This window comes from Novosphingobium sp. HNCC26BN242, from assembly GCF_057180525.1.
In genome coordinates, this window is record NZ_JBXUGM010000006.1 from 51513 (window position 1) to 73455 (window position 21943).

Here is a 21943-nt window from a genome sequence, read left to right on the forward strand (position 1 = left end):
CATCACGAAAACGCACTGTGCAGGCGCGCACGCCAGTTGAACCGCGCCCCGGCACAGGCTAGTCGCAGCACCATGTCCGAGGCCACATCCCCGCTCGCCACCCCCTTCCCCGCCATACCGGCCATTGCTGGCGTAACCCTGCGCGTCGCCCGCGCCGGTTACAAGGACTGGGGCCGCTGCGATCTGACGTATGCTGAACTGGCGCAAGGCACTGCGGTTGCAGGCGTCTTCACGCGCAATGTGTGTTGCTCCTCCGAAGTCGAACTCGGCCGCCAGAACGTGGCGCGCGGGTCAGCGCGGGCGTTGGTGGTCAACGCGGGCAATTCCAACGCCTTCACCGGCTATCGCGGGCGCGAGGCGGTGGAGCAGATCATGGCGCAGGTGGCCGACCACCTCGGCTGCGCGCCGGAAGAAGTGTTCGTCTCCTCAACCGGGGTGATCGGCGTTCCCTTGCCCAAAGACAAGGCGCGGGCCGGGATCGAAGCGGCGATTCAAGCCGATCCGTGCGACTGGCAGACAGCGGCGCGAACCATCGGCACAACCGACACTTTTGCCAAGGGAGCCCACGCCTCGGTGCAGTTAGGTGCATCCAGGTGCACTTTAGGAGCCATTATCAAAGGCAGCGGCATGATCGCGCCCGATATGGCCACGATGCTCGGCTACATCTTCACCGATGCGGCAGTAAGCGCTGAATTCCTTCAGGAATGTCTGTCCGCGGCCAACCGCCGTACTTTCTCGTGCATCACCGTGGACAGTGATACCTCCACCAGCGATACCGTTCTGGCCTTCGCCACCGGCAAGGCTGGTAACGAGGTGCTGACCGGGTTCGACAGCCCCGGCGCCGATGCCTTCGCTGCCGCGCTGGAGGACATTTGCCGCCAGCTTGCGCACCTCGTTGTGCGTGACGGCGAAGGCGCGCAGAAGTTTATCGCAGCGACCGTCTCGGGCGCGGTATCAGATGAAAGCGCCCGCAAAGTGGGCCTTTCCATCGCCAATTCACCGTTGGTGAAGACCGCCATCGCGGGTGAGGATGCCAACTGGGGCCGCGTTGTCATGGCGGTGGGCAAAGCAGGTGAACCGGCAGACCGGGACCGGCTTTCCATCGGCTTTGGCGGGACATGGGCTGCCTTGAACGGGCAACCTGTGCCGGATTATGATGAAGCGCCGGTTGCCAAGCATCTGAAGGGCCAAGATATTTCCATAGAGGTTGATCTAGGCATGGGGCAAGGCATGGCCACCGTCTGGACCTGCGACCTGACCCACGGCTACATTTCGATCAACGCGGACTACCGGTCGTGACCCGCGCGCTCGACGCCGCCGTGGCCGCGCTGATGCGCGATACGGCGGAAAAGACGCTGCTCAAGCATTATCAGCGGCTTGGCTCGGACGAAGTGACGAACAAGGCGGCTGACGATGTCGTCACCATTGCCGATACCGAAAGCGAGATCATGCTGGCCGAGGGGTTGGCCAAGATCCTGCCCGAAGCGGCAATCGTTGGCGAAGAGGCCGCCCACGCAGACCCGGCAATTTTCGAGCGGCTGTCAGACCGGTTGTGCTGGATTATCGATCCGCTTGACGGCACGAACAACTATGCGGTGGGCAAGCCGCCGTTCGGTATCCTGCTGGCATTGGCTGAAAAAGGCGAGACGATAGCCGGGTGGATCTATGATCCTTTGTCAGGTCGCCTGTGCACTGCCCATCGCGGGGAAGGCGCTTGGATCAATGGCGAGCGTTGGACTGCACGGCCAAGCGAAGCCGACAAGCCTATTGCTGCTATTTCGCTGATTTTCGTCAACAAATCAAAGCGCGCTGCGATGATGGAACACATCGCTCCGCATTACACGCTGGTCGACATCCCGCGCTGTGCCGCGGAGCAGTATCCGCGCATCGCGCTGGGGCAGAACGATGTGTCGCTGTTTGAAAAGACGCTGGCGTGGGATCACGCGGCGGGCGTGCTGTTTCTGAACGAAGCCGGTGGCAAGGCTGCGCGGCCGGATGGTTCGGCCTATCGCGTGGACCGGCATCTGGAGCCGGGGCTGATCGGTGCGGCTAGTCCGCAGTTGTTTGATGAGATGGCGGAGCGGTTGGCGAAGTTGGGCTGATCCAAGCGCTCAAAAGATTGCACCCCCGCGAAAGCGGGGGCCTCAGGCGTTTTACGCTGAGCTTGCGTAAACGGCACGAGGTCCCCGCCTTCGCGGGGACGCACAGTTTTGGGTTTTCAGGCTCGGCTTAAAGCACGCCTTCCAGCCAGCCCTTGAGTTGGCTCTTCGGCGCTGCGCCAAGCTTTTGCGCTACTGGCTGGCCGTCCTTGAACAGGATCAGCAGCGGGATCGACTGGACGCCGAACTGGCTGGCGATGTCGGTGTTTTCCATGATGTCGAGCTTCACGATATCGACCTGTTCGGAAAGCTCTTCGGAGATTTCTTCGAGCGCAGGGGCGATCATTTTGCATGGACCGCACCAGTCTGCCCAGAAATCCACGAGCACGGGCTTGCTGTTGCCCAGCACTTCGGTGGCAAAAGTTGCGTCGGTTACGGCCTTGGTCGACATGGTGGTGAACTCCTGAATGGTTAAGGGCAATCTAGGCACTCGGGCGCGCGGTGCAACCGATCAGCCCGCAAAGGATTCCTGCATACCGGCAAGGCGCAGCTTTTGCGCCGTGATCAGATCGGTGGGCAACACGAACAGCTCCGGCGTGTGGGTATAGAGCAGCGCAGCCTCTACCGGCAGGCCTGGATGGATCGCTTCCAATGCGGCGACATAGGCTGCCATTTGCCGGATGTAGGCCGTTGGAATATCGGCAAGCGAAGCGGGAGGACGGCGTGCAGTCTTGAAATCGACAATACGGATGCGCGCCTTGTTGATCACCAGCCTGTCCACCGTGCCATTGACCACGCGCCCGCCAACCACGGCGGCAAGCGGCACCTCGGCCAGCGAATCCGGCCCGAACACATCGGCCCAACCGGGGTGGGACAGTACGGCCAGTGCCGAATCCACCATGGCGACCTGCTCGGCCATATCGAACGTATCGTCGGCACGTGCCAGCCACGCCAGACCAGCGGCGCGGCGATCCTCCACAGCGAGTTCAGGCAGGCGTTCGATCAGGCGGTGCATCAACGTCCCGCGCCGCGCAGCCACCATCGCCAGCGGTCCCGGCGAAGCGGGTGGATCAGGCGCGTCATCTTCGCCCAGCGACGATGGCGCAAGCGGCCTTGGCGGACGCGGTTCGGCACCGATGGGAGTCAGCAGCACATCGGGCAGGACCAAGCGGGGCGCTTCGGCCACAGCAGCCTTGGCCGCTGCAAACGCCGGAGGGCCCCCGATTTGCCGGATGCCACCCCACAGCGCATCCTCTCGCCAGTCTTCGTCGAAAAGCGGCTCAAGCTGCGCATACCAGCTATCCTTGGGCAGTTCGCCACCATCCCTGCGCCGCTTCTTGCCCTTGGCTCCGGCGATGAACAGGGCTTCTTCGGCGCGGGTCATGGCGACATAGAGCAAGCGCCAATGCTCCTCGCGCTCCGCCCGCGCGGCTTCGGCTTCGGCCGCAAGCACGGCAGGGGCTTTTTCTTCCTTGCGCAAAGGTGGAAGCGGCACTTTGCGGCGTGTGCCGAGAACGTCCTCGATCAGTTCCAGACCGCGCGGCGGCGACGCATCGGGATCGTCTGCCGCATCGGCCAAGATCACGATGGGCGCCTGCAAGCCTTTCGAACCGTGGACGGTCATCACCCGCACCAGCCCTTCGGCCTTGCCCGCCTCGCGCTTCAGCTCGCCCTCGCCGGCATCGAACCACTGCAGGAAGCCGATGATGCTGGGGACATTGGCGCTGGCATAGGCCATGGCGGCGTTCAGCAGTTCGTCGATGGGATCGTTCGCCTCGCGCCCAAGCCGCGCAACAAGGCGCGCGCGGCCATCCCACGGACCGACCAGCAGCCAGTGCAGCAGCACTTGCGGCGGATCGTAATCGGCGCGGTTCAGCAGGCTGAGCAGCTTTTCGGTGGTTTGCGCCGCCACAGGATGCCGATCATGGCGCAACTTGTCCCACAGGCGCATCCCGCTTTTGCGATAGCCATGTTCAAGCAACTCTTCCTGCGACCATCCAATCAGCGGCGAGACCAGCAAGGATGCAAGGTTCAGGTCATCCAGCGGTTGCGCGGCAAAGCGCAGCGCCGCCACCAAATCCTTGACTGCCAGCGGTGCACCAAGACGCAGCCGGTCCACCCCGGCCACCGGCACGCCGCGCGCATGCAGCCGCGCCACGATCAGCCCGGCCAGTTCCTTGCGCTTGCGCACAAGGATCATCACATCGCCGGGTCCTGCATTTCGGGCGCCACCTTTGGTCAGCGGGAAGCCGCTGGTTATCCAGCCTTTGACCTGCAAGGCAATCTGATCGGCCAGTTTGCGATCCGGGCGCGAGAGCCAGCTTTCCGCGCCTTCATCGCCCGCACCTTCACCTGCGTCGTCGTCTTCTGGCACATCATCGCCGACCACACGCCACATGCCCACGGTGCCGGGAATATCCAGCCCGACATGGCGTTCGGGCTTTTTCTCAAGGCCGAGCCGATCCCATCCAATGTGGTCAATGGCCGCATCGACGAAATCGAGGATTGGTCGTGCGGTACGGAACGATTGGCCAAGGCCAAGTTCCAGCAGTTCCCTGTCAGGATCGCGCAGCACTTCGGCCACGGCGGCCAATTGCTCGCGCACACGATGGCTCGCGCGGGCGAAGTTTTCCGGGCTCGTGCCCTGAAAGCCAAAGATTGCCTGCTTGTAATCGCCCACCACGAACAGCGTGCGCACCGCTGGGCCGCGCTGCCCTTCGCCAGTGAAGAAGTCGGAAACAAGCCCTTCGAGTACGATGTCCCACTGCGAGGCGTTGGTATCCTGCGCCTCGTCTACCAGAATATGGTCAAACCGGCGGTCAAGCTTGAATCGGATCCATTCGGCGCTGGTGCGGTTGGTCAAAAGGTCTGCAGCGGTGCGGATCTGATCGTCGAAATCGATGAAACCTTCGCGCGCCTTGGCCGCATCCCATGCAAGGGCGAAGCGGCGGCCGACGGTGAGCGCCGTTTCGAGCAGTTCGGCAAGATCGATTTGGGCCTTGCGCGCCTTTACAGCTTCGATGCAGGTGATCACCCGACCCGCTGCTTCGGCATAGGAGCCATCGACCTTGAGCAGGTTCTTGAGCCATTTCGGCTCGCCCTCGGCATTGCACAGGGCCTTGGCCAGTCCTTCAATGTCGCTGGCGCGCGCTTCAGGGTCGGCAGCCAACCATGCCGCAATTGGCCCGGCCATCTTCGCACCGTTGGCGGTGTTCCAGTCGAGCAGCACTTCGAGACACGAACGCAAAGCGCGGTGATCGAAAGCATCATCCGCGCACATCGCAGCCAGACTTTCGGGGCCATCATCCTCGCCAACCCCAATCACCCGGTTGATGCGTGGGCGCAGCGGCGGTTGCCATGCGCCAGTGCCCTGCCACAGATCGAGCACGCTGGCGCAGCGCAGCAGGAAGCATTCGACCTGATCCTCGCTCATCCGGCGCGACAGCGCGGCAAGGTTGTCAATCAGGCTTTCATCGCCCTGCACCTGGGCATTGACCAGCAATTCGGCCAGTACCTGCCGCATCAGCAATGCGCGGTCACGGTCTTCCATCGCGCGGGTGCCGGGGCGAAGGCCCGCTTCGACCGGAAAGGAGGCAAGCAGCCATTGGCAGAAGGCGTGGATCGTCTCGATCCTGAGGCCGCCGCCGGGGCAATCGAGCACAGCGGCAAAGCGGCTGCGGGCACGCGCCACGGTTTCAGGGCCGAACGGGGCGCCGATGGCCTTCAATTGCGCCGCAAGGTCGATGGCGGGCATCCGCACCCAGCCTGCCAGCACTTCGTTGACGCGCGTGGCCATTTCCGCCGCGCCTGCTTTGGTGAAGGTGAGGCACAGGATCTGTTCTGGCTCTTCCCCGTCCTGCAACAACAGACGCAACACGCGGGCGGACAAGACCTGCGTCTTGCCGGTGCCTGCCGAGGCTGAAAGCCACACGGTGCGTTGCGGGTGGACGGCGTGGGCCTGATTGTCCTTGAGGGGATAGACCTTGCTCACTGCGCCCCTTCCCCTTCGCGGCCTTGCCATTCGTCGAGGCGCATCAACTGGTCGTAATCGGTGTAACTCGGCAAATCGGGATTGAGCCGTGCGGTGAAAGGTTCATGGCCCAGCAGCCAGCGGGCAATGGCTTCACACAAGTAGCGTTCGGTTTCAGGCAGAAAATCGTCGAGCGGGATGCCTGATTTCTTGCGGCCTTCCAGAACGGGCGTGTCCATGTAACCGAAGGTGCGCTGCTTGTTGCGGGCGAGCGACCAGTATTCAAAGCGCGAAGGTTCGCCCGCCACGTCTTCCATGCCGCCCTTGCTTGCGATCATGCCGATCAGGCCAAGCTGCAGCGCGTAGCCTTCCTGCACCATGCGGCCTGATGGCGGCATTCCGGTTTTGTAATCGACGACGGCAAGCGTGCCATCGGCCAGCTTGTCGATCCGGTCGGCCTGCCCGTGGATCGTGATGCCATCGACTTCGATCTTGCCCTTCTGTTCGACGACGAGCACTTCGCGCCCTTCACCGGCAAGGCGATCAGTCTCTTCCTCGATCCAGTGCAGCGCATCGATCAGGCGCGGTTTCCACATGGCGCGCATGAAGGGGTGCGCGCTCATCTCGTCGAACTTGCGTTCGGCAATCGGGATAAGCTGCCCTGGAACGCCGCCTGCATCGTGCCAATCCTGCAGGATCTTGTGGACCGCCGTACCCTTCCACGCGGGCGTGGGATCGGCATCGACCGGATCGAGACTGCGTAGGCCAAGAATGGCCGAAGCGTAGAATTGGTAGGGATCGCCGCGCAGCCGATCCAGCGCGGTGACCGCAATGGCGACCTTGCGCTGCTGCGCGCTTGGCATCGGGTGCGGGCGCGGATGGGGCGGGACGGGTGCGGGATCGGCGAGCCGCTTTGCCAGCGCTATGGCGCGGGTTTCGTGCTGCAACTGCTTGCCGCACATGGCCTGAATACGCAGCAGGAAGCGTGAGGGGATGACCGGACCGCTGGCATCGCGCATCGCGTGGCTCAGCACCACTTCGGGCGCGCCCAAGGCTGCGGCAAGATCATGCGCCGACAGGCCTATGCGGAAATCCGCCCCAGGAATGCCCAGCGCGCGCAGCACAGGCGGGGCCAGCAGCGGATCGGGCGCTGGCTTTCCGGGCCAGGTGCCTTCGGTCAGCCCGCCACAGATCACCAGATCGGCGCGGCTCATCCGCGCTTCGAGCAGGCCGTAGATGGCAAGGCGCGGATGACCTCCGTATGGCGGGCGGACTGAGACGTCCTCCATCGCATCGCGCAGCATTGCGGGCAGTTCCTCAACCGCCAGCAGCGTGGGTGCAGCCGTGGCCGCATCGCGCCAGCGTTCGACAAACTGGGCAAGGCAGCGGCCATCGGCCTGCGCCCACAGGAACGTTCCGCACAAAGCCTCGCCAGCTTCGGACAGAGCATTAAGCGCAAAGTCGAGCGCGATTTCCCCTTCGAGCGCAACGATGGGGAACAGCAGGTCCTCAACGCCGGACCACCACTCGGTCAGGCCCGGGTAGCGTTTCTCCGCTTTTTCCACCGATTGGCGGATGGCAGGAAGCCCCGGTCCGGGACGCGGACCGCGCAGCGTGAGGTCGAGTTGGCGAACGCGCTCCAGCCACGCCACGCGCCCGTCGCCCGGTTGCACGAGCGGATGGCCGAGCAGGGCAAGCAAAGGCACAGGCGCGGCACGCTCTGCCACCAGTTCGGCCAGTTGCAGCAGAACGCGCCCTGCTGCGGTCTGTGGCAAGGGACGGCCCGCAGTATCATCTGCCACGATGTTCCACCGCGCCAGATGGGCAACGATCCGCGCGGCAAGGCTGCGGTCCGGTGTGATTACCGCCACGCGGCGTTCGGGCTGCGCCAAAGCCTCGCGCACCAGCACGGCGATGGCCTGTGCTTCCTCTTCCGGGTTTGCGCTTTCCATGACCCGCACGCCGGACAGGCGGCGGTCCTTGGCTTCGAGCGAGACCCAGGCGGCGCTTGCTTCGGGCGGAAGGAACAAGTTGGAAATCGCGCGGCTGCGCTCTGGCGGCGCGGGCGACAGGCCGGAGCGGTGCCATGGTTCAACCTCGCCCCACGCAATGCCCATGCGGTTAAGCAGCAGCTTCAGGTGATACTGCGGATGAGTGACGACATCGCCGCGTTCGAATACTGCGCCGTCTGGGCCACCGGCAGAGCCGAGCGCTTCCCAGACTTCGGGATCAAGCGCGAGATCGAGATCGGGCAGGATCACACCGCCATCGGGCATGTCCGCCACCACGCGCAGCAATTTTGCCACAGCGGGAGAGGCAGAGGTTACGCCAGCGGCGATAACCGGATGCGCAGGCGGGCGGGCCTTCCAGCTTTGCGCCGCGTATTCCAGCAAGCGGTTGCGGCGCTCGGGTGCATCGACCTTGTTCAACTCCCCCAGTTCAAACTGCCATTTGGCAAAGACGGTTGCGAACAGGCGGGTGGCATTCTGCCAGTGTTCAGAAAGCTCTGTGGCGATGCCGACAACGACCTCGTCCAGCATATCCTCGACGCGCACGCCTTCGACCAGCAGCCGGTCGATGCCTTGGGCAATTCCTTTGGCCTGCCGGATCAGCGCTGCTTCGCCGGGTGCTTCATCGCCCAGTTCACCACGTAGCAGTGCGGCAAGGCGCAGCAGGCGGAAGGTAGGATCGACAGCGGCGGGAATGTCCGCCCCTGCACCGATGGGATCAAGCAATGGCCCCAGCGTTTCGTCCAGATCGAGATCACCCACCACCGCCATGTGCGGTAGCAGCAGCCCTGCCCCGCTCGCACGGATGAAGGCTTCGGTCACGGTGCGCACAGCGCGCTGGCTGGGCAGCAAAAGCGTCAACCGCGCAAGGCCGAAGCGATCTTCGCGGTAGCGCGGGATCAGGCCTGCGACCAGCGCATCGGCAAAGCCCCGGTGCGCCGCGATCGACCATACACGCGGGCGGGAGGGGACACTTGCCATGTCAGTCGCGCTTGAGCGCTGCCTCGGTCGGCGCAATCATTTGCGGCTCGCCCACTTCGTACCACAGACCCTGATGCGAGACGCCATAGAGCCGGCCTTCGGCAATCGCGCGCTCCCACAGTGTCATCGTTCCGAATGCGCCATCGGGGGCATCGCGCAGCAACCGGTGCGATACGATTTGGATGCCGCTGAAGATGAACGGCGCGATCCGCCCGGTGCGGCGGCGCGAAATGCGGCCCAGCGCATCCATGTGGAAATCGCCCTTGCCGCGATAGTTGAAGGCGCGAGCGTGTGGAACCAGCAGCAGCAGCGCGTCCATCGTCTCCGGGTCCCAATGGTCGGACAGATGCGCAAACACGTTGCGCGGACCATCGAGCCAGATGTTGTCGGAGTTCAGGCAAAAGAACGGATCGGAACCGATCAGCGGCAATGCCTTGGCCATGCCGCCGCCGGTTTCCAGCAACTGCGAGCGCTCGTTAGAAATGGTGATCGCAGGCACCTTGCGCTGCGCAAGATAGGCTTCCATCGCGTCGGCCAGATAATGCACATTGACCACGGCGCGCGTGACACCGGCTTCCTGCAGCTTGTCCAGCGCGTGATCGATCAGCGGCTTGCCCGCCACTTGCACCAGCGGTTTGGGGCGCGAAGCCGTCAACGGGCGCATGCGTTTGCCTAGGCCCGCAGACAGGACCATCGCGGTATCGCTGGCCAGCAGTTTGCTCATGGTTCGAACCGGCCCCCGCCTGCAGCCCGAAGCTCTGCCGGGATATGCGCATCGAACCATGCCGCTAACGGAGCCAGCGCGGGATGCGCCAAATCGCGCTCCATCAGCGCCCAGACGCGGGGAATGTAATCAAGGTAACGTGGCTTGCCATCGCGCTTCCACAGTCGCACGAAAATGCCGACAATTTTGGCATTGCGCTGTGCACCAAGCCGCGCGTAGTCCGCTAGAAACTCTTCACCTTCACCAGTTCTCTGCAAGTAATAATCGAGCATGCGCGCTTCGAGTTCAGGGGATACATCGCGCCGGGCATCTTGCAGCAAGGATACCAGATCATAGGCCGAATGGCCCACCAGTGCGTCTTGAAAGTCGAGCAATCCCTGCTTTTCCAAACCTCCAAGCAACATTACGTTTTCGGCATGATAATCGCGGAGAACGGTCACGCCAGGGCGCTGGCGGGGCAGCAATTGGCTGAGAACATCCTCCCATGCATTGGCCCAACTGCGTCCATCTACATAAAGCCCACGCGCCGGAACATACCAGTCAACGAACAGCTTTGCCTCGCGCTGGTATTCGTTCAAGGTGTAACCGGTGAACGGCCCCGGTGGCAGCTTTCGCAACTGCACTAGCGCATCAATGGCGTTGCGGTAGACCTCATCTTCATCCTGCGGCCATGCGTCGAGATACTCGCGCATGCGCACTTCGCCAAAATCCTCAAGCAGGACAAAGCCAGCCTCGGCGTCCTCACCCAGAATATGGGGTGCGCGCAATCCATTGGCATCCAGCCATTTGGCTGCGCGCAGGAACGGCTGGGGGTCTTCCTTTGGCGGCGGCGCATGCATCAGCATGGCGTTGCCGTTTGACCGGCGGATGCGGAAATAGCGGCGGAACGAAGCGTCCCCCGGCAGGGGTTCGATGGCGGCGCCGCCCCAGCCTGCCTGCGTCAGGAAAGCTTCGGCGCCTGTGGGAATGGTCAGGTCCATAGAATGCGCTCTAGCCAATCGGACCCCGCCGTTACAATGGCCTGCCTGCCGTTTTCCGTGGATTCCAGCAGGATCGAGAGGCACGCCGCTTCATGCGCAAAGCCGCCAGCGTGTTCGGGCCATTCTGCCAACAGTGCTGCGCCCTGCCGATAATCATCAAGGCCAATCTCTTCGGCCTCCGCCGGGTCTTCCAAGCGATAAAAGTCGGCGTGGACCAGTGGCAGACGAACGGCAGGCGGATCGTAGAGTTCGATGATCGCAAAGCTTGGACTGGGCACTTCGCCATCATGGCCAAGCGCAGCAATGATGCCGCGCGCCAGCGTCGTTTTGCCCGCGCCAAGTCCGCCCGACAGCGCCACTACATCGCCTGCGCGCAAGGCCTCTGCGATGCGTCTGGCAAATGCTTCCGAGGCTGCAAGATCAGGTAGATCGATAATCATGGCAGAACCACGATCGCGCTGGTGCCAAGGCCGGGTTCGGACATCAGTTCCAGCGTGCCGCCATGCGCCTCAACCAGTTGCCGCACCAGCGGCAGGCCAAGACCCTGGCGCCTTTCGACCGTCTTGCCATCGGCGCTGACTTTCAGGCCTTCCAGCGCGCGGGCCAGAATGGCAGGCTCCATCCCCCGTCCATTGTCCGAAACCACGATCTGAACCCCGCCGCCCTTCTTGCGCGCAGCCTCGACCAGAATGCGTCCGCCCTCGGGCGTGGCGGCGATGGCATTGTCCACCAACTGGCCAAAGGCACGGCGCAGACGCCGTGCATCGCCAGTCACCTTCCCAGCAGACTTGTCACCGCGCAAGTCCAGCGTCAGCCCGGCCGCCGTCAAGCGCTCGGCCCGCTCATTCACCACATCGGTCAGCAGCGGGAACAGTTCGACTGACTCCTGCGCAAGCGGCAAAGTGCCTGCCTCGCTTTGCGAGAGGTCGAGCACGTTTTCGATCTGCTCGCCAAGGCGCTCCACCGACGAGAGGATCGCAGCGACATAATCATTCTGCTGCTCGGTCAATTCGCCCGCAATCCCGCTTTGCAGCAGTTCGGCGAAGCCGCCGATGGAGGTGAGCGGCGTGCGGAATTCATAGCTCATGTTGGCGATGAAGCGGGTCTTGACTGCATCAGCCTCAACCAGCGCGGCATTGCGTTCGCGCAGTGCCGCTTCGGCCTTCTGGCTGTCGGTAATGTCGAGCACCGTCAGCATGCCATTGCCATCGGGCAAGGGCACACCGGCCAGCGCAAGGTGCCGCCCATCGGCCAGCGTCAGCCGACCCGTGCGCTGCTTGCGCTCCAATGTGGCGGCCTGAATGACTTGCGCGATGGTTCCGATCTGCGCAGGCCGCTTTAGCAGAGGCGCAAGCCGGTTCAGCAGCACATCGGCGCGCGGGTGGGTGGTGAGAAACTCCTCCTCCAGACCCCAGTCCGCGGCAAAGCGCCGGTTCCACAGCTGCAATTTGCCATCGGGAGCAAATACGGCGAGCGATTCGAACAGGTTGTCGAACGTGGCCGTGCGGGTGCGCAGCAGCGTATCGCGTGTGGCCGAAAGCTGGAGCTGTTCGGTGCGATCTTCAAAGATCATCAGCAGCCCGCCATCGGGCATGGGCTGGCCCACCACGCGCAAGTGCGTGCCGCCTGAAAGGTGCCACGATTCCTCCACCGGCACGCGTGACAGGAACCACGTTTGCCGCTCCCGCCGCCATTCGGGGAAATCACGCACTTCGGGCAGGCGTCCGGCATCGCGCATCCGGTCAAGCACCCGGTCAAACGGCGGGGTATCGACCACCCATGCTTGCGGCACACCGAAGATGCGCAGGAACGGCTGATTGGCGAAGGCAAGGTTCCGCTTTTCATCGAACTGTGCGATACCGGCTGAGAGCGTATCGAGCATTTCGCGCTGCGCTTCGCGGAAGCGGCGGAACTGGCGGATCAACTCCTCCATTTCCTCGATATCCACGGCATATCCGGCAATGCCTTCATCGCCCAGTGGCAGGTCGATCACGCGCACGGCGCGGCGCTGGCCCTTCACCGTGGCTAGCACGGACCGCTCAACCGGCACACGCCGCGCCTGCGCCTGGCGCGCAACCTGGGGGGCGCTCAACCCATCGATTGGCTCGACCAGTTCGATCCCCTGCGCAATCACCGCTTCCGCACTGGTTGCACCCACCGCCTTCACATAAGCGCTGTTTACCAGACGCAGCTTCAGATCAGGGCTGCGGAACCACATCGGCAAAGGTGCCGCCTCGATCAGACCCGAAAGTCCGGCAAAATCGGCCTTCGCGCTCTGCGTTTCTTCGCGCAGGCGCACCAGTTCTTCCTGACTTTCCGAAAAATCGAAAAACCACACCAGAGCCGATCCCCCCGGCGAAACTTGGGGATCAGCGAGGTGGCCATGTGCAGCAAGGCTGCGCGAGCCTGTTTTGGGCGTCAGTGCCATGCGAAACGGTGCGCCGGTCTTCTGCGCCTTGCGCACCGCATCGCTGAGCCGCGAAAGCTGCACTTCATCAAAGCCGCGAGCTTCCGCATCGAGTTCGGACAGGAAGCCCGGCATGGCATCGAAGCCGAACCACCCGGCCAGCCTTGCCGGACCTTCGATCCGGCCATCGGCACGGACCAGCAGCGGCAAAGCGGGCGATTCATCGATCATCCGTGCCAGCTTGCGGACCTGACGCTGCACCGCTTCGCCTTTACGCGCGCGGCGGCGGGCATCGAGCACGAACCAGCCCGCCCCCGCCGTCCACGCGGCCAGCAGTAACCCGATAAGGACCAGCGCAGTCTGGGAAAGCAACGGCATGGCCCAATCGCTACGGCGTGCGCTGCACAATTACAATGCGGTGAATTGTTTTGGCAGGATCAACTGTGCGTTACTTGCCCTACCCTCTTCAGGAACGCGCTCCCGCGAAGGCGGGGGCTTCAGGCGTATAAAGGAACCCCTCAGACGCACAAAAGCCCCCGCATGATAGCGAGGGCTTTTGCGTATTCCGGCTCGGTCAGCGTAAACCGACTGAGGTCCCCGCCTTCGCGGGGACTCGGATCACAAACGCTGCTTTTAGTAGCGATAGTGATCCGGCTTGAACGGGCCAACTTCGGGCACGCCGATGTAATCCGCCTGCTTCTTGCTCAGCTTGGTCAACTGCACACCCAGCTTTTCCAGATGCAACGCAGCTACCTTTTCGTCGAGGTGTTTGGGCAGAACGTACACGTCGTTCTTGTAGTTCTCGGCTTTGGTCCAAAGCTCGATCTGCGCCAGCGTCTGGTTAGTGAAGCTTGCGCTCATCACGAAGCTGGGGTGGCCGGTGGCGCAGCCCAAGTTCACCAGGCGGCCCTTGGCGAGGATGATGATCTGCTTGCCATCGGGGAACTGCACAAGGTCAGTGCCCGGCTTCACTTCGGTCCAGCTGTAGTTGTCGAGCGCCGAAATCTGGATCTCGCTGTCAAAGTGGCCGATGTTGCACACGATGCTCATGGGCTTCATCGCCATCATGTGTTCAGCGGTGATCACATCTTCGTTGCCGGTTGCGGTTACGAAGATGTCGCAGCGCTTGACCGCTTCTTCCATGGTGACGACTTCATAGCCTTCCATCGCCGCCTGCAATGCGCAGATCGGATCGACTTCGGTGACCATGACGCGCGCGCCGCCCTGGCGGAGCGATGCCGCCGAACCCTTGCCAACGTCGCCAAAGCCGGCAACGCAGGCAACCTTGCCGGCGAGCATGACGTCGGTAGCGCGGCGGATCGCGTCAACCAGCGATTCCTTGCAGCCATAGAGGTTGTCGAACTTCGACTTGGTGACCGAATCGTTCACGTTGATTGCCGGGAAAGGCAGCTTGCCGTCCTTGGCGATCTGATACAGGCGGTGGACACCCGTGGTAGTTTCTTCCGAAACGCCCTTGATGTTGCGCACCGACTGCGTGAGGTAGCCGGGCTTGCGCTTCAGGAAGGCATTGAGAGCGCGGACGAATTCGATTTCTTCGGCGTTCGAAGGTTCGAACAGCTTTTCGCCGGCTTCGACGCGCGCGCCCCACAGCGCGAACATGGTGGCATCGCCGCCGTCGTCGAGGATCAGGTTGGTGGTGATATCGTCACCCCAATCAAAGATCGAACCGACATAGTCCCAATACTCGGCCAGCGTTTCGCCCTTGATCGCGAACACGGGGATGCCAGCAGCGGCGATAGCGGCAGCGGCGTGGTCCTGCGTCGAATAGATGTTGCAAGTGGCCCAACGCACTTCGGCGCCCAGCGCGGTCAGCGTTTCGATCAGCACGGCGGTCTGGATCGTCATGTGCAGCGAACCGGTGATGCGCGCGCCCTTGAGCGGCTGCGATGCGCCGAATTCTTCGCGCAGAGCCATCAGGCCCGGCATTTCGGTTTCAGCGATTTTGATTTCGGCGCGGCCAAAGTCGGCAAGGCCGATGTCGGCGATCACATAATCGTTCTTGGCGTCAAGTACGCTGGCCACGAAGCAGTCTCCTGATAAAAATTTCATGCGCGGCACAGCGCGCGTCTGATGTGCCCATAGCGCGCGATACCGATGCGCGCAAACTTAATATAAAGATTTCTTTATATCGCCTTGGAAGCACAGATACCAACCCGCTGGTTGCAGACTGTAACGCGCCGCCTATATTTGCAGGGCACAAGGATATCGGAGCGCCACCGCTCCGCCAGAAGGAAAGGAAATTGGGGATGACCATCGCTGTTGGAGACACGCTGCCTGACGTAAAGATCGTCAAGGCCACTGCCGAAGGCCCCGAAGCCGTTCAGTCGGCTGATTATTTCAAGGGCAAGCGGGTCGCGCTCTTCTCCGTGCCCGGCGCCTTCACGCCCACCTGCTCGGCCAAGCATCTGCCCGGCTATGTGGAAAAGGCTGCCGATCTGAAGGCCAAGGGTATCGATGAAATCGCCTGCACCGCCGTCAACGATCCCTTCGTGATGAAGGCCTGGGGCGAAGCTTCGGGTTCAGCGGACGTGACGATGCTGGCCGATGGCAATGGCGATCTGGCCGAAGCGCTTGGTCTGACCATGGATGGCACCGGCTTTGGCCTTGGCAAGCGCGGTCAGCGCTTCTCGATGGTCGTGAACGATGGCGTGGTAGAGCACTTGTTCGTGGAAGCGCCGGGTGACTTCAAGGTCAGCGCAGCCGATTACATGGTCGAAAAGCTCTGAGGCAAACGCCTCCGCAGCTTTCGCAATCAAGACAAGGAAAGCCCCTGCGACCGCGGGGGCTTTTCAGTTTCTGCGCTCAAAACGATAAGCGCGCCCGCGCCAGAACCCTGTCACCGGCATGCATCAGATCGGCGAAGGGCGAGACCGAGACGGTATTGGCCGTATCGATATCGGTGCCCACGTAGTCTACGCCGAAGGTAAACGGGAACTGGGTATATTCTGCACCGATTTTCCAGTCGGCATAGTCCCCGGCCGGGCGCAGCCGCGCGGAACGGGAATCGCGCGTATCGCCTGTGGTATAACCAACCGCAGCAAAGACCGAGACAGGCAGGCCGGGCAATCCCGCATCCGCGGTCGCGCGCAAGTGTAGGTTGTCGCCACCGATGCTGGCCTGCTTCGGCGCATACCACGCCATGGTGCCAAATTGCAGCGGACCGATCGAATAGCGTGCGCCAAGGCCCAATTCGCCATAGTTCATGTTGCTGTTTGCATTGCCAAAGACGTGGCCAATGGCTTCGGTCCGCAATGTGAGTGGCCCGGCTGCCCAATCCTTGCCCAAGGCAAGGTCGGCAACAACTTCGGCATCGGCATGGCGATCGGACTGGCGCAGCATGGCCACACGCACCGCAGCATCAAATCCGCCAAAACCAACGCGGGCATCGGCAGAGGCGGAAATCTCCCCGTCGCTCCAGCTTAGACCACGCCGGACTTCGTCGGTTGTCACCTCCACGCCGGCATCCACCGCCTGGGCCGAGACTGGCGGTGCAAAGAGCATTGCAGCAGCGCCAAAGAAGATCAGCCCGGAACGATGGTGAATGCCGGTCATGCAGTCATAACTCCTTAGCCCTCGCGCATCTTTGCATGAGCGCTGTCTGCTTCAACAAGGATCATTTCCCGATCCTGCGCGACCATGGCCATCATTGCCGAGCGCAACGCATCGCGGCGGGCTTCAACGATCTTGTCAATCCCGTTGCCACGTTCTGAACACCAACCCGGCGATGATCCTTTGACCACGTCATCGCGGGTCATCGAACGCTTGGCCTGAAGGCTGGTTCCAACCTGAGCATTGCGATCCACAGAAAGCGAAACGCTCCACTGGCAGCGCAGCGAAGATGGACGACCTGCCGTGCCGACCGATCCGACCTGCTGCATTTCCACACGAGTTGCACCGGTGTAGTCTGCGGCAATCGGCCCAACTGGATGCTCGATTACGGTCTTGTGCTCCATGGCATGTACCGGGGCGGACAATGCCAGCCCCGCCGCAATTCCTGCGAGCGCGATTGTTTTCATGTTCCTGTCTCCTGCTATGCCCCGGTTTTTTCCGGTGACATTCCCAAGATAGGCTTGCGACAAACATCATCCAAGTCACGCAACGGTAATGTTTTATGTCTGCTTTTCTGTTCAGTATCCCATCAGGCTGAGCACTTCCTTGCGGCTGCTCTCGTCTTCCAGAAATGTCCCGATAAGCCTGCTGGTGACCATGCCGACACCTGGCGTGCGCACCCCGCGTGCGGTCATGCAGGCGTGGCTGGCCTCGATCACTACGGCCACGCCATGCGGTTTGAGATGGTCCCAGATGCACTGCGCAACCTCTGCGGTCAGCCGTTCCTGAATCTGCAACCGCCGGGCAAATCCGTGCAGAACGCGTGCCAGCTTTGAGATGCCGACGACCTTGTCACGCGGAAGATAGGCTATCGCAGCCTTTCCGATGATCGGAGCCATGTGGTGTTCGCAATGGCTTTGGAACGGGATATCCTTCAGCAGCACGATTTCATCGTAACCGCCCACTTCTTCAAACTGCCGGGCAAGATGCACCGCCGGGTCCTCATCATAGCCCTGGCAATATTCCTTCCACGCCCGCGCCACCCGTTTGGGCGTATCGAGCAAGCCTTCTCGGGTAGGATCATCACCGGCCCACAGCAACAGCGTACGAATTGCGTCCTGCACGTCTTGTGGCACCGGAAGCTTGCCGCGCGCCAAATCATCATCATCGGCAGGGCCTGGCAAAATCGTCATCCTTCAATCCCTCAATGCACCGGTCTTCGCAGAAACCGGCTTCTGAACAATCCCTTGCGGTAGAAGGACAACATCTCTTCCGGCCGCTCTGGATCGAGCACTTCGTTATCGGCCAGCGCCTGCTCGGCTTCGGTCAATTCATGCGGCACAAACGCGGTAAGCCGTTTGCCGCCTTGCGGAGCCGCTGCAATCATTGCCGCCATCGAACCATGCTGTTCCAGCAGCGTCGCTACCTGTTCATCCCGAATACCGCAATGCTCTGCCAGCAACGAGATGCGCAGCCGTTTGATAGCCTCTTGGCAATGTTCGTTGCCGGGCCGAGCGCAATCGATGAAGACATCGCATTCGCTATCCAGCCCCATCGACCGATTGTTCAGATTGGCCGAGCCGATGCGAAGTATTTCGTCATCCACGATCGTCAGTTTCGAATGGACATAGATAGGACGGCCCTTTGCCGTCAGCGGATGCCAGACGCTGAACCTGCGCTTGTGGTCGACTTGCTCGATGGCGCGCACAAGGCGGACACGCGCACCATCCATGGCGGTTTGCTCCAACCACCCGTCAGAACTTTGTGGGTTGATCAGCACAATTTCGGGCGGATCGGGCTCAGCCATCCGTTCGGCAATCGCTTCTGCCACCCGGCGCGATGAAAAATACTGGTTTTCAAAATAGATGAAATGCCGCGCTCGGGCGATTTGTTCTTCGAACAAGGCTTCGATCTCGCGCACTTCATGTTCATCGCGAAATTGGGACCGGGTTCGAGCAATGCCGATTTCCACGTCCCGGAACTCTGCTTCGACCTTGGCAGGCCAAGGCGAGGTCTCCTGAGGTTTGCACGCGTCAAAAGGCTTGCCACCGGCTTGCTCCCACCGCTGACGTCCAAAATCGCCAAGCACTCTGGCAGCCTCGCCCTCTAGCAACATCGTGCAATCGTGCCACGGACCATAAATTTTCTGACTGCCCGGACGCTTGCGACGGGGGTCATCGTCCAGATGCTCGCGCGTGTCCCAACGGTCGCTGGCCATATCGATGCCACCACACACGGCGAAGCGATCGTCGATCACGGCAATTTTCTGGTGATGGCTGCATCCCAGCGGGTGCGCGCTGTCGAGCTTGAACACGATGCGCGGGTGGCGCCACCAGCGCAGCAAATCAAGCATCATGACCCCGCGGAACACCGCCTTGAGGGCGCCAAAATTCCATTTCAGCACGCGAATGTCGAGGTGCTTGCGCCGGTTGGCAAGCCAAATGATAAATGGCCCGAGGCGGGCTGGCGAGATCCGCTTGCGCGGCAAGTTCCACCAGCGCCTGCCTCCGCCGACAATTATCCGTGTGTCAAAATCCCACCCAATCAGGAATATCCGTTGGCGGGCATGCATCATAGCCTCGCGCATCAGTTCGAAATAATCCGCAGCATCGATGACGGCATGCGCCCGGCTTGCCCGCGCATAGCGCCAGACTGAACGGGAATGCTGCTCGACCTCTGGCGCCGCAGGATCGACCTTCGCCTGCCCGTCATGGGCTGCCGTAGGGCTGCTTCTGGTCAGAACGAACCCTCTCTTATCGGAATGAACCTTGCGTGCCGACGCTGCCTGAAAGAACGTGCCGACGCTCTCTGAAAGCGAAAACGGCATTTCGGTTCCGGGACGGAATCAGACCCGCGCCGCCCTTCCTCTCGATCACGACCTTCAAGGTTTGACGGGGATGACCACTTCATCGGGATGGGCAAAATTCAGATTGCTGTGAAGCAATTCACCCACGAGGTCGGGATCGGCGTGACGCGGATCGAGCAGTTCGACACGGTTCTTGACCCGATCTCGCTCGGCCGTGAGTTCAGCGATTTCCTTTTGGCGTTGGTCGAGCATGCGGGCATTCTCGCCCCATGCCAAAATTCCGCTCGGCCCGGCAATTCCGACTGCGCCAAGCAGCAGCAGCGCAATAAGCGCGACTGATTGGGTCAAACTGTCTTTGGGCAGGATAGGGGCACGACGCATGTTCATGAAATCTTTGAATCATAAAAACCGAAGTCGATCAAGCTGCAAAGTCCCTTATCCCCTGCGCATGAGCCGCTTCCAAAACGCACAGTTAACTTTGATAGGCTATAACGTGCGCCGTTATGACAAGTTCTGCCCTTTACCGCCGTGACATTGACGGTCTTCGCGCACTTGCCATTCTGCCGGTGCTGGCGTTCCATGCTGGCGTACCCGGCTTTTCCGGCGGCTTTGTTGGCGTCGATATCTTCTTTGTCATCTCGGGCTTCCTGATCACTGGTATCATCACACGCGAGATTGACGACAAAACATTTTCGCTTCGCCGCTTTTACGAGCGGCGCGCACGGCGGATTTTGCCAGCCTTGATCGTGATGATGGCGGCGTCTCTGGGTTTTGCCGCCTGGCTTTATCTGCCTGCAGATTTTGCCCCCGTGCCGCGCTCTGCCCTGATGACGCTCGCCTTTATGGCCAACGTTTGGTTCTTCACGCAGACGGGATACTTTGGCGGCCCGGCGGACACGATGCCACTTCTCCACTGCTGGTCGCTGGCAGTCGAAGAACAGTTCTACGTCGTATTTCCAGCCATGCTTTGGCTTTTGGCAAAAACACCGGCAAACAAGCGCGTGGCAGCGGTTGGCGCTATCGCCTTAGCCAGCTTCGCGATTGCCGTGTGGAAGCAAGCCGATACCGATGGTTTTACCTTTTACCTGCTGCCTGCCCGGGCCTGGGAACTGATGGCGGGATCGTTGCTGGCCATGTTGCCCAATGTGCCGGGCGCAAAGAATTCTAGGCTTGCCGGGCCATCAGCCTTTGCAGGCCTTGCGCTCATCGTATGGGCCATAGTCACATTTGATCGAACGACGGTTTTCCCCGGAGCCAACGCCTTAATTCCGGTGCTTGGCTCGGCATTGCTCATCCGGTTTGCACCACGGACGCTTGTTGGCAAATTGCTCTCTACTCGGCCGCTCGTTTTCGTCGGCTTGATCTCCTATTCGCTATATCTTTGGCACTGGCCACTCATCGTTTTTTCCGAATATGCCATTGATGCACCGCTTGCCGGGTGGAGACAGGTCGCCGTAATGATGGCTAGCTTTGCTGTCGCCTGGGCCAGCTGGCGTTATATTGAGCGCCCGTTCCGCAGTTCGGTCACTTTCGACCAACGCCGAATCTTTATCCTGTCAGCTGCCGGCATGAGTGCTGTTGGAGCGGTTTCACTCGGCCTTCTGCCGCTGGGGGGCTGGCCGTCGCGCTTTCCTGAAGCCGTGACTCGTATGGCAGAGGCGGTAAATGACGTCAGCCCGGCACGTGGAAAGTGCATCGTGGCGCAGAATGGCCAAGACGATCAGGCATGCATCCTTGGCGCTGCGATCGCTCCTTCATCGCTGCTGTGGGGTGACAGTCACGGCGTTGAGCTTGCTTGGGCTCTGGGCCAGACCCTTGCACCCCAGAACCGTTCAATTGCCCAGCGCACCCGCGCCAGTTGCCCGCCGCTGTTGGGATATGCAACGGCAACCGACGCGGAATGCTCGCAGCACAACCGGCGAACGTTCGAGCATGTCATCGCATCGCCGCAGATTCAAACCGTCTATCTAGCAGCCTTCTGGGCCAGCCCTGCCTATCGCAAGCCTGGTGCATTACCGCTGCTCGACGACACGATCCGACGCCTTCAGGAAGCCGGAAAGAAAGTTGTGCTTGTCGGCCCTGTCCCCCCACAGCCGTTCGAGGTGCCGCGCCGTCTTGCCCATGCCGCTGCTCGAAATGCTCTGGACCAAGTCAGAGGCGCTTCCCTTGCCGACTACCGTCGTGAAACGGATTGGATAACAGCACAATATGCACGCTGGACAGATCAGGGTGTCACCATCATCGACCCGCTCAAGGCCCTGACGGACGGTGAAAATTCAAGTCTTCTCGTAGGAGGAAAGCCAGCATATTTTGACTCGCATCACCTTACCCTAGCCGGTGCGATACACGTGATCGCCAGCAACGAACGACACGATTGAACGTGCAACCGCAATAAAG

The 21943-nt window shown here is 61.6% G+C and carries 17 protein-coding genes; 4 read left to right on the forward strand and 13 right to left on the reverse strand.

The window, feature by feature from the left end; all coding sequences use genetic code 11:
• Positions 1-72: 72 nt before the first annotated feature.
• Both argJ and AC2A1F_RS18200 read left to right on the forward strand, forming a co-directional pair.
• Positions 73-1299, forward strand: a complete 1227-nt coding sequence (argJ, locus tag AC2A1F_RS18195; RefSeq protein WP_484210202.1) for a bifunctional glutamate N-acetyltransferase/amino-acid acetyltransferase ArgJ — start codon at positions 73-75, stop codon at positions 1297-1299.
• A gap of 32 nt (positions 1300-1331) precedes the next feature.
• The gene (locus tag AC2A1F_RS18200; protein ID WP_484210261.1) at positions 1332-2102 is read left to right on the forward strand and encodes an inositol monophosphatase family protein; all 771 of its coding nucleotides are present in this window, start codon (positions 1332-1334) and stop codon (positions 2100-2102) included.
• 127 nt (positions 2103-2229) lie between these two features.
• Here AC2A1F_RS18200 and trxA read toward each other — a convergent pair whose 3' ends face one another.
• The 8 genes from trxA to ahcY all read right to left on the reverse strand — a co-directional run bounded on the left by trxA (position 2230) and on the right by ahcY (position 15213).
• Positions 2230-2550 carry a thioredoxin gene (gene trxA, locus AC2A1F_RS18205; RefSeq protein WP_484210203.1) on the reverse strand — a complete coding sequence of 107 codons (321 nt, stop codon included), beginning with the start codon at positions 2548-2550 and terminating at the stop codon, positions 2230-2232.
• Between the two features lie 60 nt (positions 2551-2610).
• A complete protein-coding gene (addA, locus tag AC2A1F_RS18210; RefSeq protein ID WP_484210204.1) occupies positions 2611-6120 on the reverse strand; it encodes a double-strand break repair helicase AddA in 3510 nt (1169 codons plus the stop codon).
• Positions 6087-9059 (reverse strand): PD-(D/E)XK nuclease family protein, encoded by a 2973-nt coding sequence (locus AC2A1F_RS18215; RefSeq protein ID WP_484210205.1) that lies wholly within the window; start codon positions 9057-9059, stop codon positions 6087-6089. Before AC2A1F_RS18215 ends, addA begins: the two co-directional genes overlap by 34 nt.
• Before the next feature lies 1 nt (position 9060).
• Entirely contained in the window at positions 9061-9783 is a 723-nt protein-coding gene (locus AC2A1F_RS18220) for a nucleotidyltransferase family protein (RefSeq protein ID WP_484210206.1), read from the reverse strand.
• Positions 9780-10763, reverse strand: coding sequence for an aminoglycoside phosphotransferase family protein (locus AC2A1F_RS18225; protein WP_484210207.1), 984 nt, complete (start codon positions 10761-10763; stop codon positions 9780-9782). The genes AC2A1F_RS18220 and AC2A1F_RS18225 overlap by 4 nt, the downstream gene beginning before the upstream one ends.
• Positions 10754-11203, reverse strand: coding sequence for a tRNA (adenosine(37)-N6)-threonylcarbamoyltransferase complex ATPase subunit type 1 TsaE (gene tsaE / locus AC2A1F_RS18230; RefSeq protein WP_484210208.1), 450 nt, complete (start codon positions 11201-11203; stop codon positions 10754-10756). The genes AC2A1F_RS18225 and tsaE overlap by 10 nt, the downstream gene beginning before the upstream one ends.
• On the reverse strand, positions 11200-13548 hold the full coding sequence (locus tag AC2A1F_RS18235; RefSeq protein WP_484210209.1) for a sensor histidine kinase: 2349 nt from the start codon (positions 13546-13548) through the stop codon (positions 11200-11202). The genes tsaE and AC2A1F_RS18235 overlap by 4 nt, the downstream gene beginning before the upstream one ends.
• A gap of 255 nt (positions 13549-13803) precedes the next feature.
• On the reverse strand, positions 13804-15213 hold the full coding sequence (ahcY, locus tag AC2A1F_RS18240) for an adenosylhomocysteinase (protein ID WP_484210210.1): 1410 nt from the start codon (positions 15211-15213) through the stop codon (positions 13804-13806).
• Positions 15214-15437: 224 nt separating this feature from the next.
• Here ahcY and AC2A1F_RS18245 point away from each other — a divergent pair, with 224 nt between their 5' ends.
• Positions 15438-15917: a peroxiredoxin gene (locus AC2A1F_RS18245; RefSeq protein WP_292628741.1), complete on the forward strand. Its 480-nt coding sequence runs from the start codon at positions 15438-15440 to the stop codon at positions 15915-15917.
• Positions 15918-15993: 76 nt separating this feature from the next.
• On the opposite strand, the gene AC2A1F_RS18250 is transcribed toward AC2A1F_RS18245, so the two are convergent.
• From AC2A1F_RS18250 to AC2A1F_RS18270, 5 genes are all read right to left on the reverse strand, one after another.
• Positions 15994-16743 (reverse strand): TorF family putative porin, encoded by a 750-nt coding sequence (locus AC2A1F_RS18250; RefSeq protein WP_484210211.1) that lies wholly within the window; start codon positions 16741-16743, stop codon positions 15994-15996.
• A 14-nt stretch (positions 16744-16757) separates the two neighbouring features.
• Positions 16758-17207 carry a hypothetical protein gene (locus tag AC2A1F_RS18255; RefSeq protein WP_484210212.1) on the reverse strand — a complete coding sequence of 150 codons (450 nt, stop codon included), beginning with the start codon at positions 17205-17207 and terminating at the stop codon, positions 16758-16760.
• Positions 17208-17318: 111 nt separating this feature from the next.
• Positions 17319-17933: a GTP cyclohydrolase I FolE gene (folE, locus tag AC2A1F_RS18260; RefSeq protein WP_484210213.1), complete on the reverse strand. Its 615-nt coding sequence runs from the start codon at positions 17931-17933 to the stop codon at positions 17319-17321.
• Between the two features lie 11 nt (positions 17934-17944).
• Positions 17945-19567 carry a phospholipase D-like domain-containing protein gene (locus AC2A1F_RS18265; protein WP_484210214.1) on the reverse strand — a complete coding sequence of 541 codons (1623 nt, stop codon included), beginning with the start codon at positions 19565-19567 and terminating at the stop codon, positions 17945-17947.
• 54 nt (positions 19568-19621) lie between these two features.
• Positions 19622-19933, reverse strand: coding sequence for an FtsB family cell division protein (locus AC2A1F_RS18270; protein ID WP_484210215.1), 312 nt, complete (start codon positions 19931-19933; stop codon positions 19622-19624).
• Positions 19934-20049: 116 nt separating this feature from the next.
• Here AC2A1F_RS18270 and AC2A1F_RS18275 point away from each other — a divergent pair, with 116 nt between their 5' ends.
• Positions 20050-21924: an acyltransferase family protein gene (locus AC2A1F_RS18275; protein ID WP_484210216.1), complete on the forward strand. Its 1875-nt coding sequence runs from the start codon at positions 20050-20052 to the stop codon at positions 21922-21924.
• The last annotated feature ends 19 nt before the right edge of the window (positions 21925-21943 follow it).

What these genes read in the sequence shown, in the direction of transcription:
- argJ (WP_484210202.1), top strand. Translation starts at nt 73, where the DNA reads ATGTCCGAGGCCACATCCCCGCTCGCCACCCCCTTCCCCGCCATACCG.
- AC2A1F_RS18200 (WP_484210261.1), top strand. Translation starts at nt 1,332, where the DNA reads ATGCGCGATACGGCGGAAAAGACGCTGCTCAAGCATTATCAGCGGCTT.
- trxA (WP_484210203.1), bottom strand. Translation starts at nt 2,550, where the DNA reads ATGTCGACCAAGGCCGTAACCGACGCAACTTTTGCCACCGAAGTGCTG.
- addA (WP_484210204.1), bottom strand. Translation starts at nt 6,120, where the DNA reads ATGGCAAGGCCGCGAAGGGGAAGGGGCGCAGTGAGCAAGGTCTATCCC.
- AC2A1F_RS18215 (WP_484210205.1), bottom strand. Translation starts at nt 9,059, where the DNA reads ATGGCAAGTGTCCCCTCCCGCCCGCGTGTATGGTCGATCGCGGCGCAC.
- AC2A1F_RS18220 (WP_484210206.1), bottom strand. Translation starts at nt 9,783, where the DNA reads ATGAGCAAACTGCTGGCCAGCGATACCGCGATGGTCCTGTCTGCGGGC.
- AC2A1F_RS18225 (WP_484210207.1), bottom strand. Translation starts at nt 10,763, where the DNA reads ATGGACCTGACCATTCCCACAGGCGCCGAAGCTTTCCTGACGCAGGCA.
- tsaE (WP_484210208.1), bottom strand. Translation starts at nt 11,203, where the DNA reads ATGATTATCGATCTACCTGATCTTGCAGCCTCGGAAGCATTTGCCAGA.
- AC2A1F_RS18235 (WP_484210209.1), bottom strand. Translation starts at nt 13,548, where the DNA reads ATGCCGTTGCTTTCCCAGACTGCGCTGGTCCTTATCGGGTTACTGCTG.
- AC2A1F_RS18245 (WP_292628741.1), top strand. Translation starts at nt 15,438, where the DNA reads ATGACCATCGCTGTTGGAGACACGCTGCCTGACGTAAAGATCGTCAAG.
- AC2A1F_RS18250 (WP_484210211.1), bottom strand. Translation starts at nt 16,743, where the DNA reads ATGACCGGCATTCACCATCGTTCCGGGCTGATCTTCTTTGGCGCTGCT.
- AC2A1F_RS18255 (WP_484210212.1), bottom strand. Translation starts at nt 17,207, where the DNA reads ATGAAAACAATCGCGCTCGCAGGAATTGCGGCGGGGCTGGCATTGTCC.
- folE (WP_484210213.1), bottom strand. Translation starts at nt 17,933, where the DNA reads ATGACGATTTTGCCAGGCCCTGCCGATGATGATGATTTGGCGCGCGGC.
- AC2A1F_RS18265 (WP_484210214.1), bottom strand. Translation starts at nt 19,567, where the DNA reads ATGCCGTTTTCGCTTTCAGAGAGCGTCGGCACGTTCTTTCAGGCAGCG.
- AC2A1F_RS18270 (WP_484210215.1), bottom strand. Translation starts at nt 19,933, where the DNA reads ATGAACATGCGTCGTGCCCCTATCCTGCCCAAAGACAGTTTGACCCAA.
- AC2A1F_RS18275 (WP_484210216.1), top strand. Translation starts at nt 20,050, where the DNA reads ATGACAAGTTCTGCCCTTTACCGCCGTGACATTGACGGTCTTCGCGCA.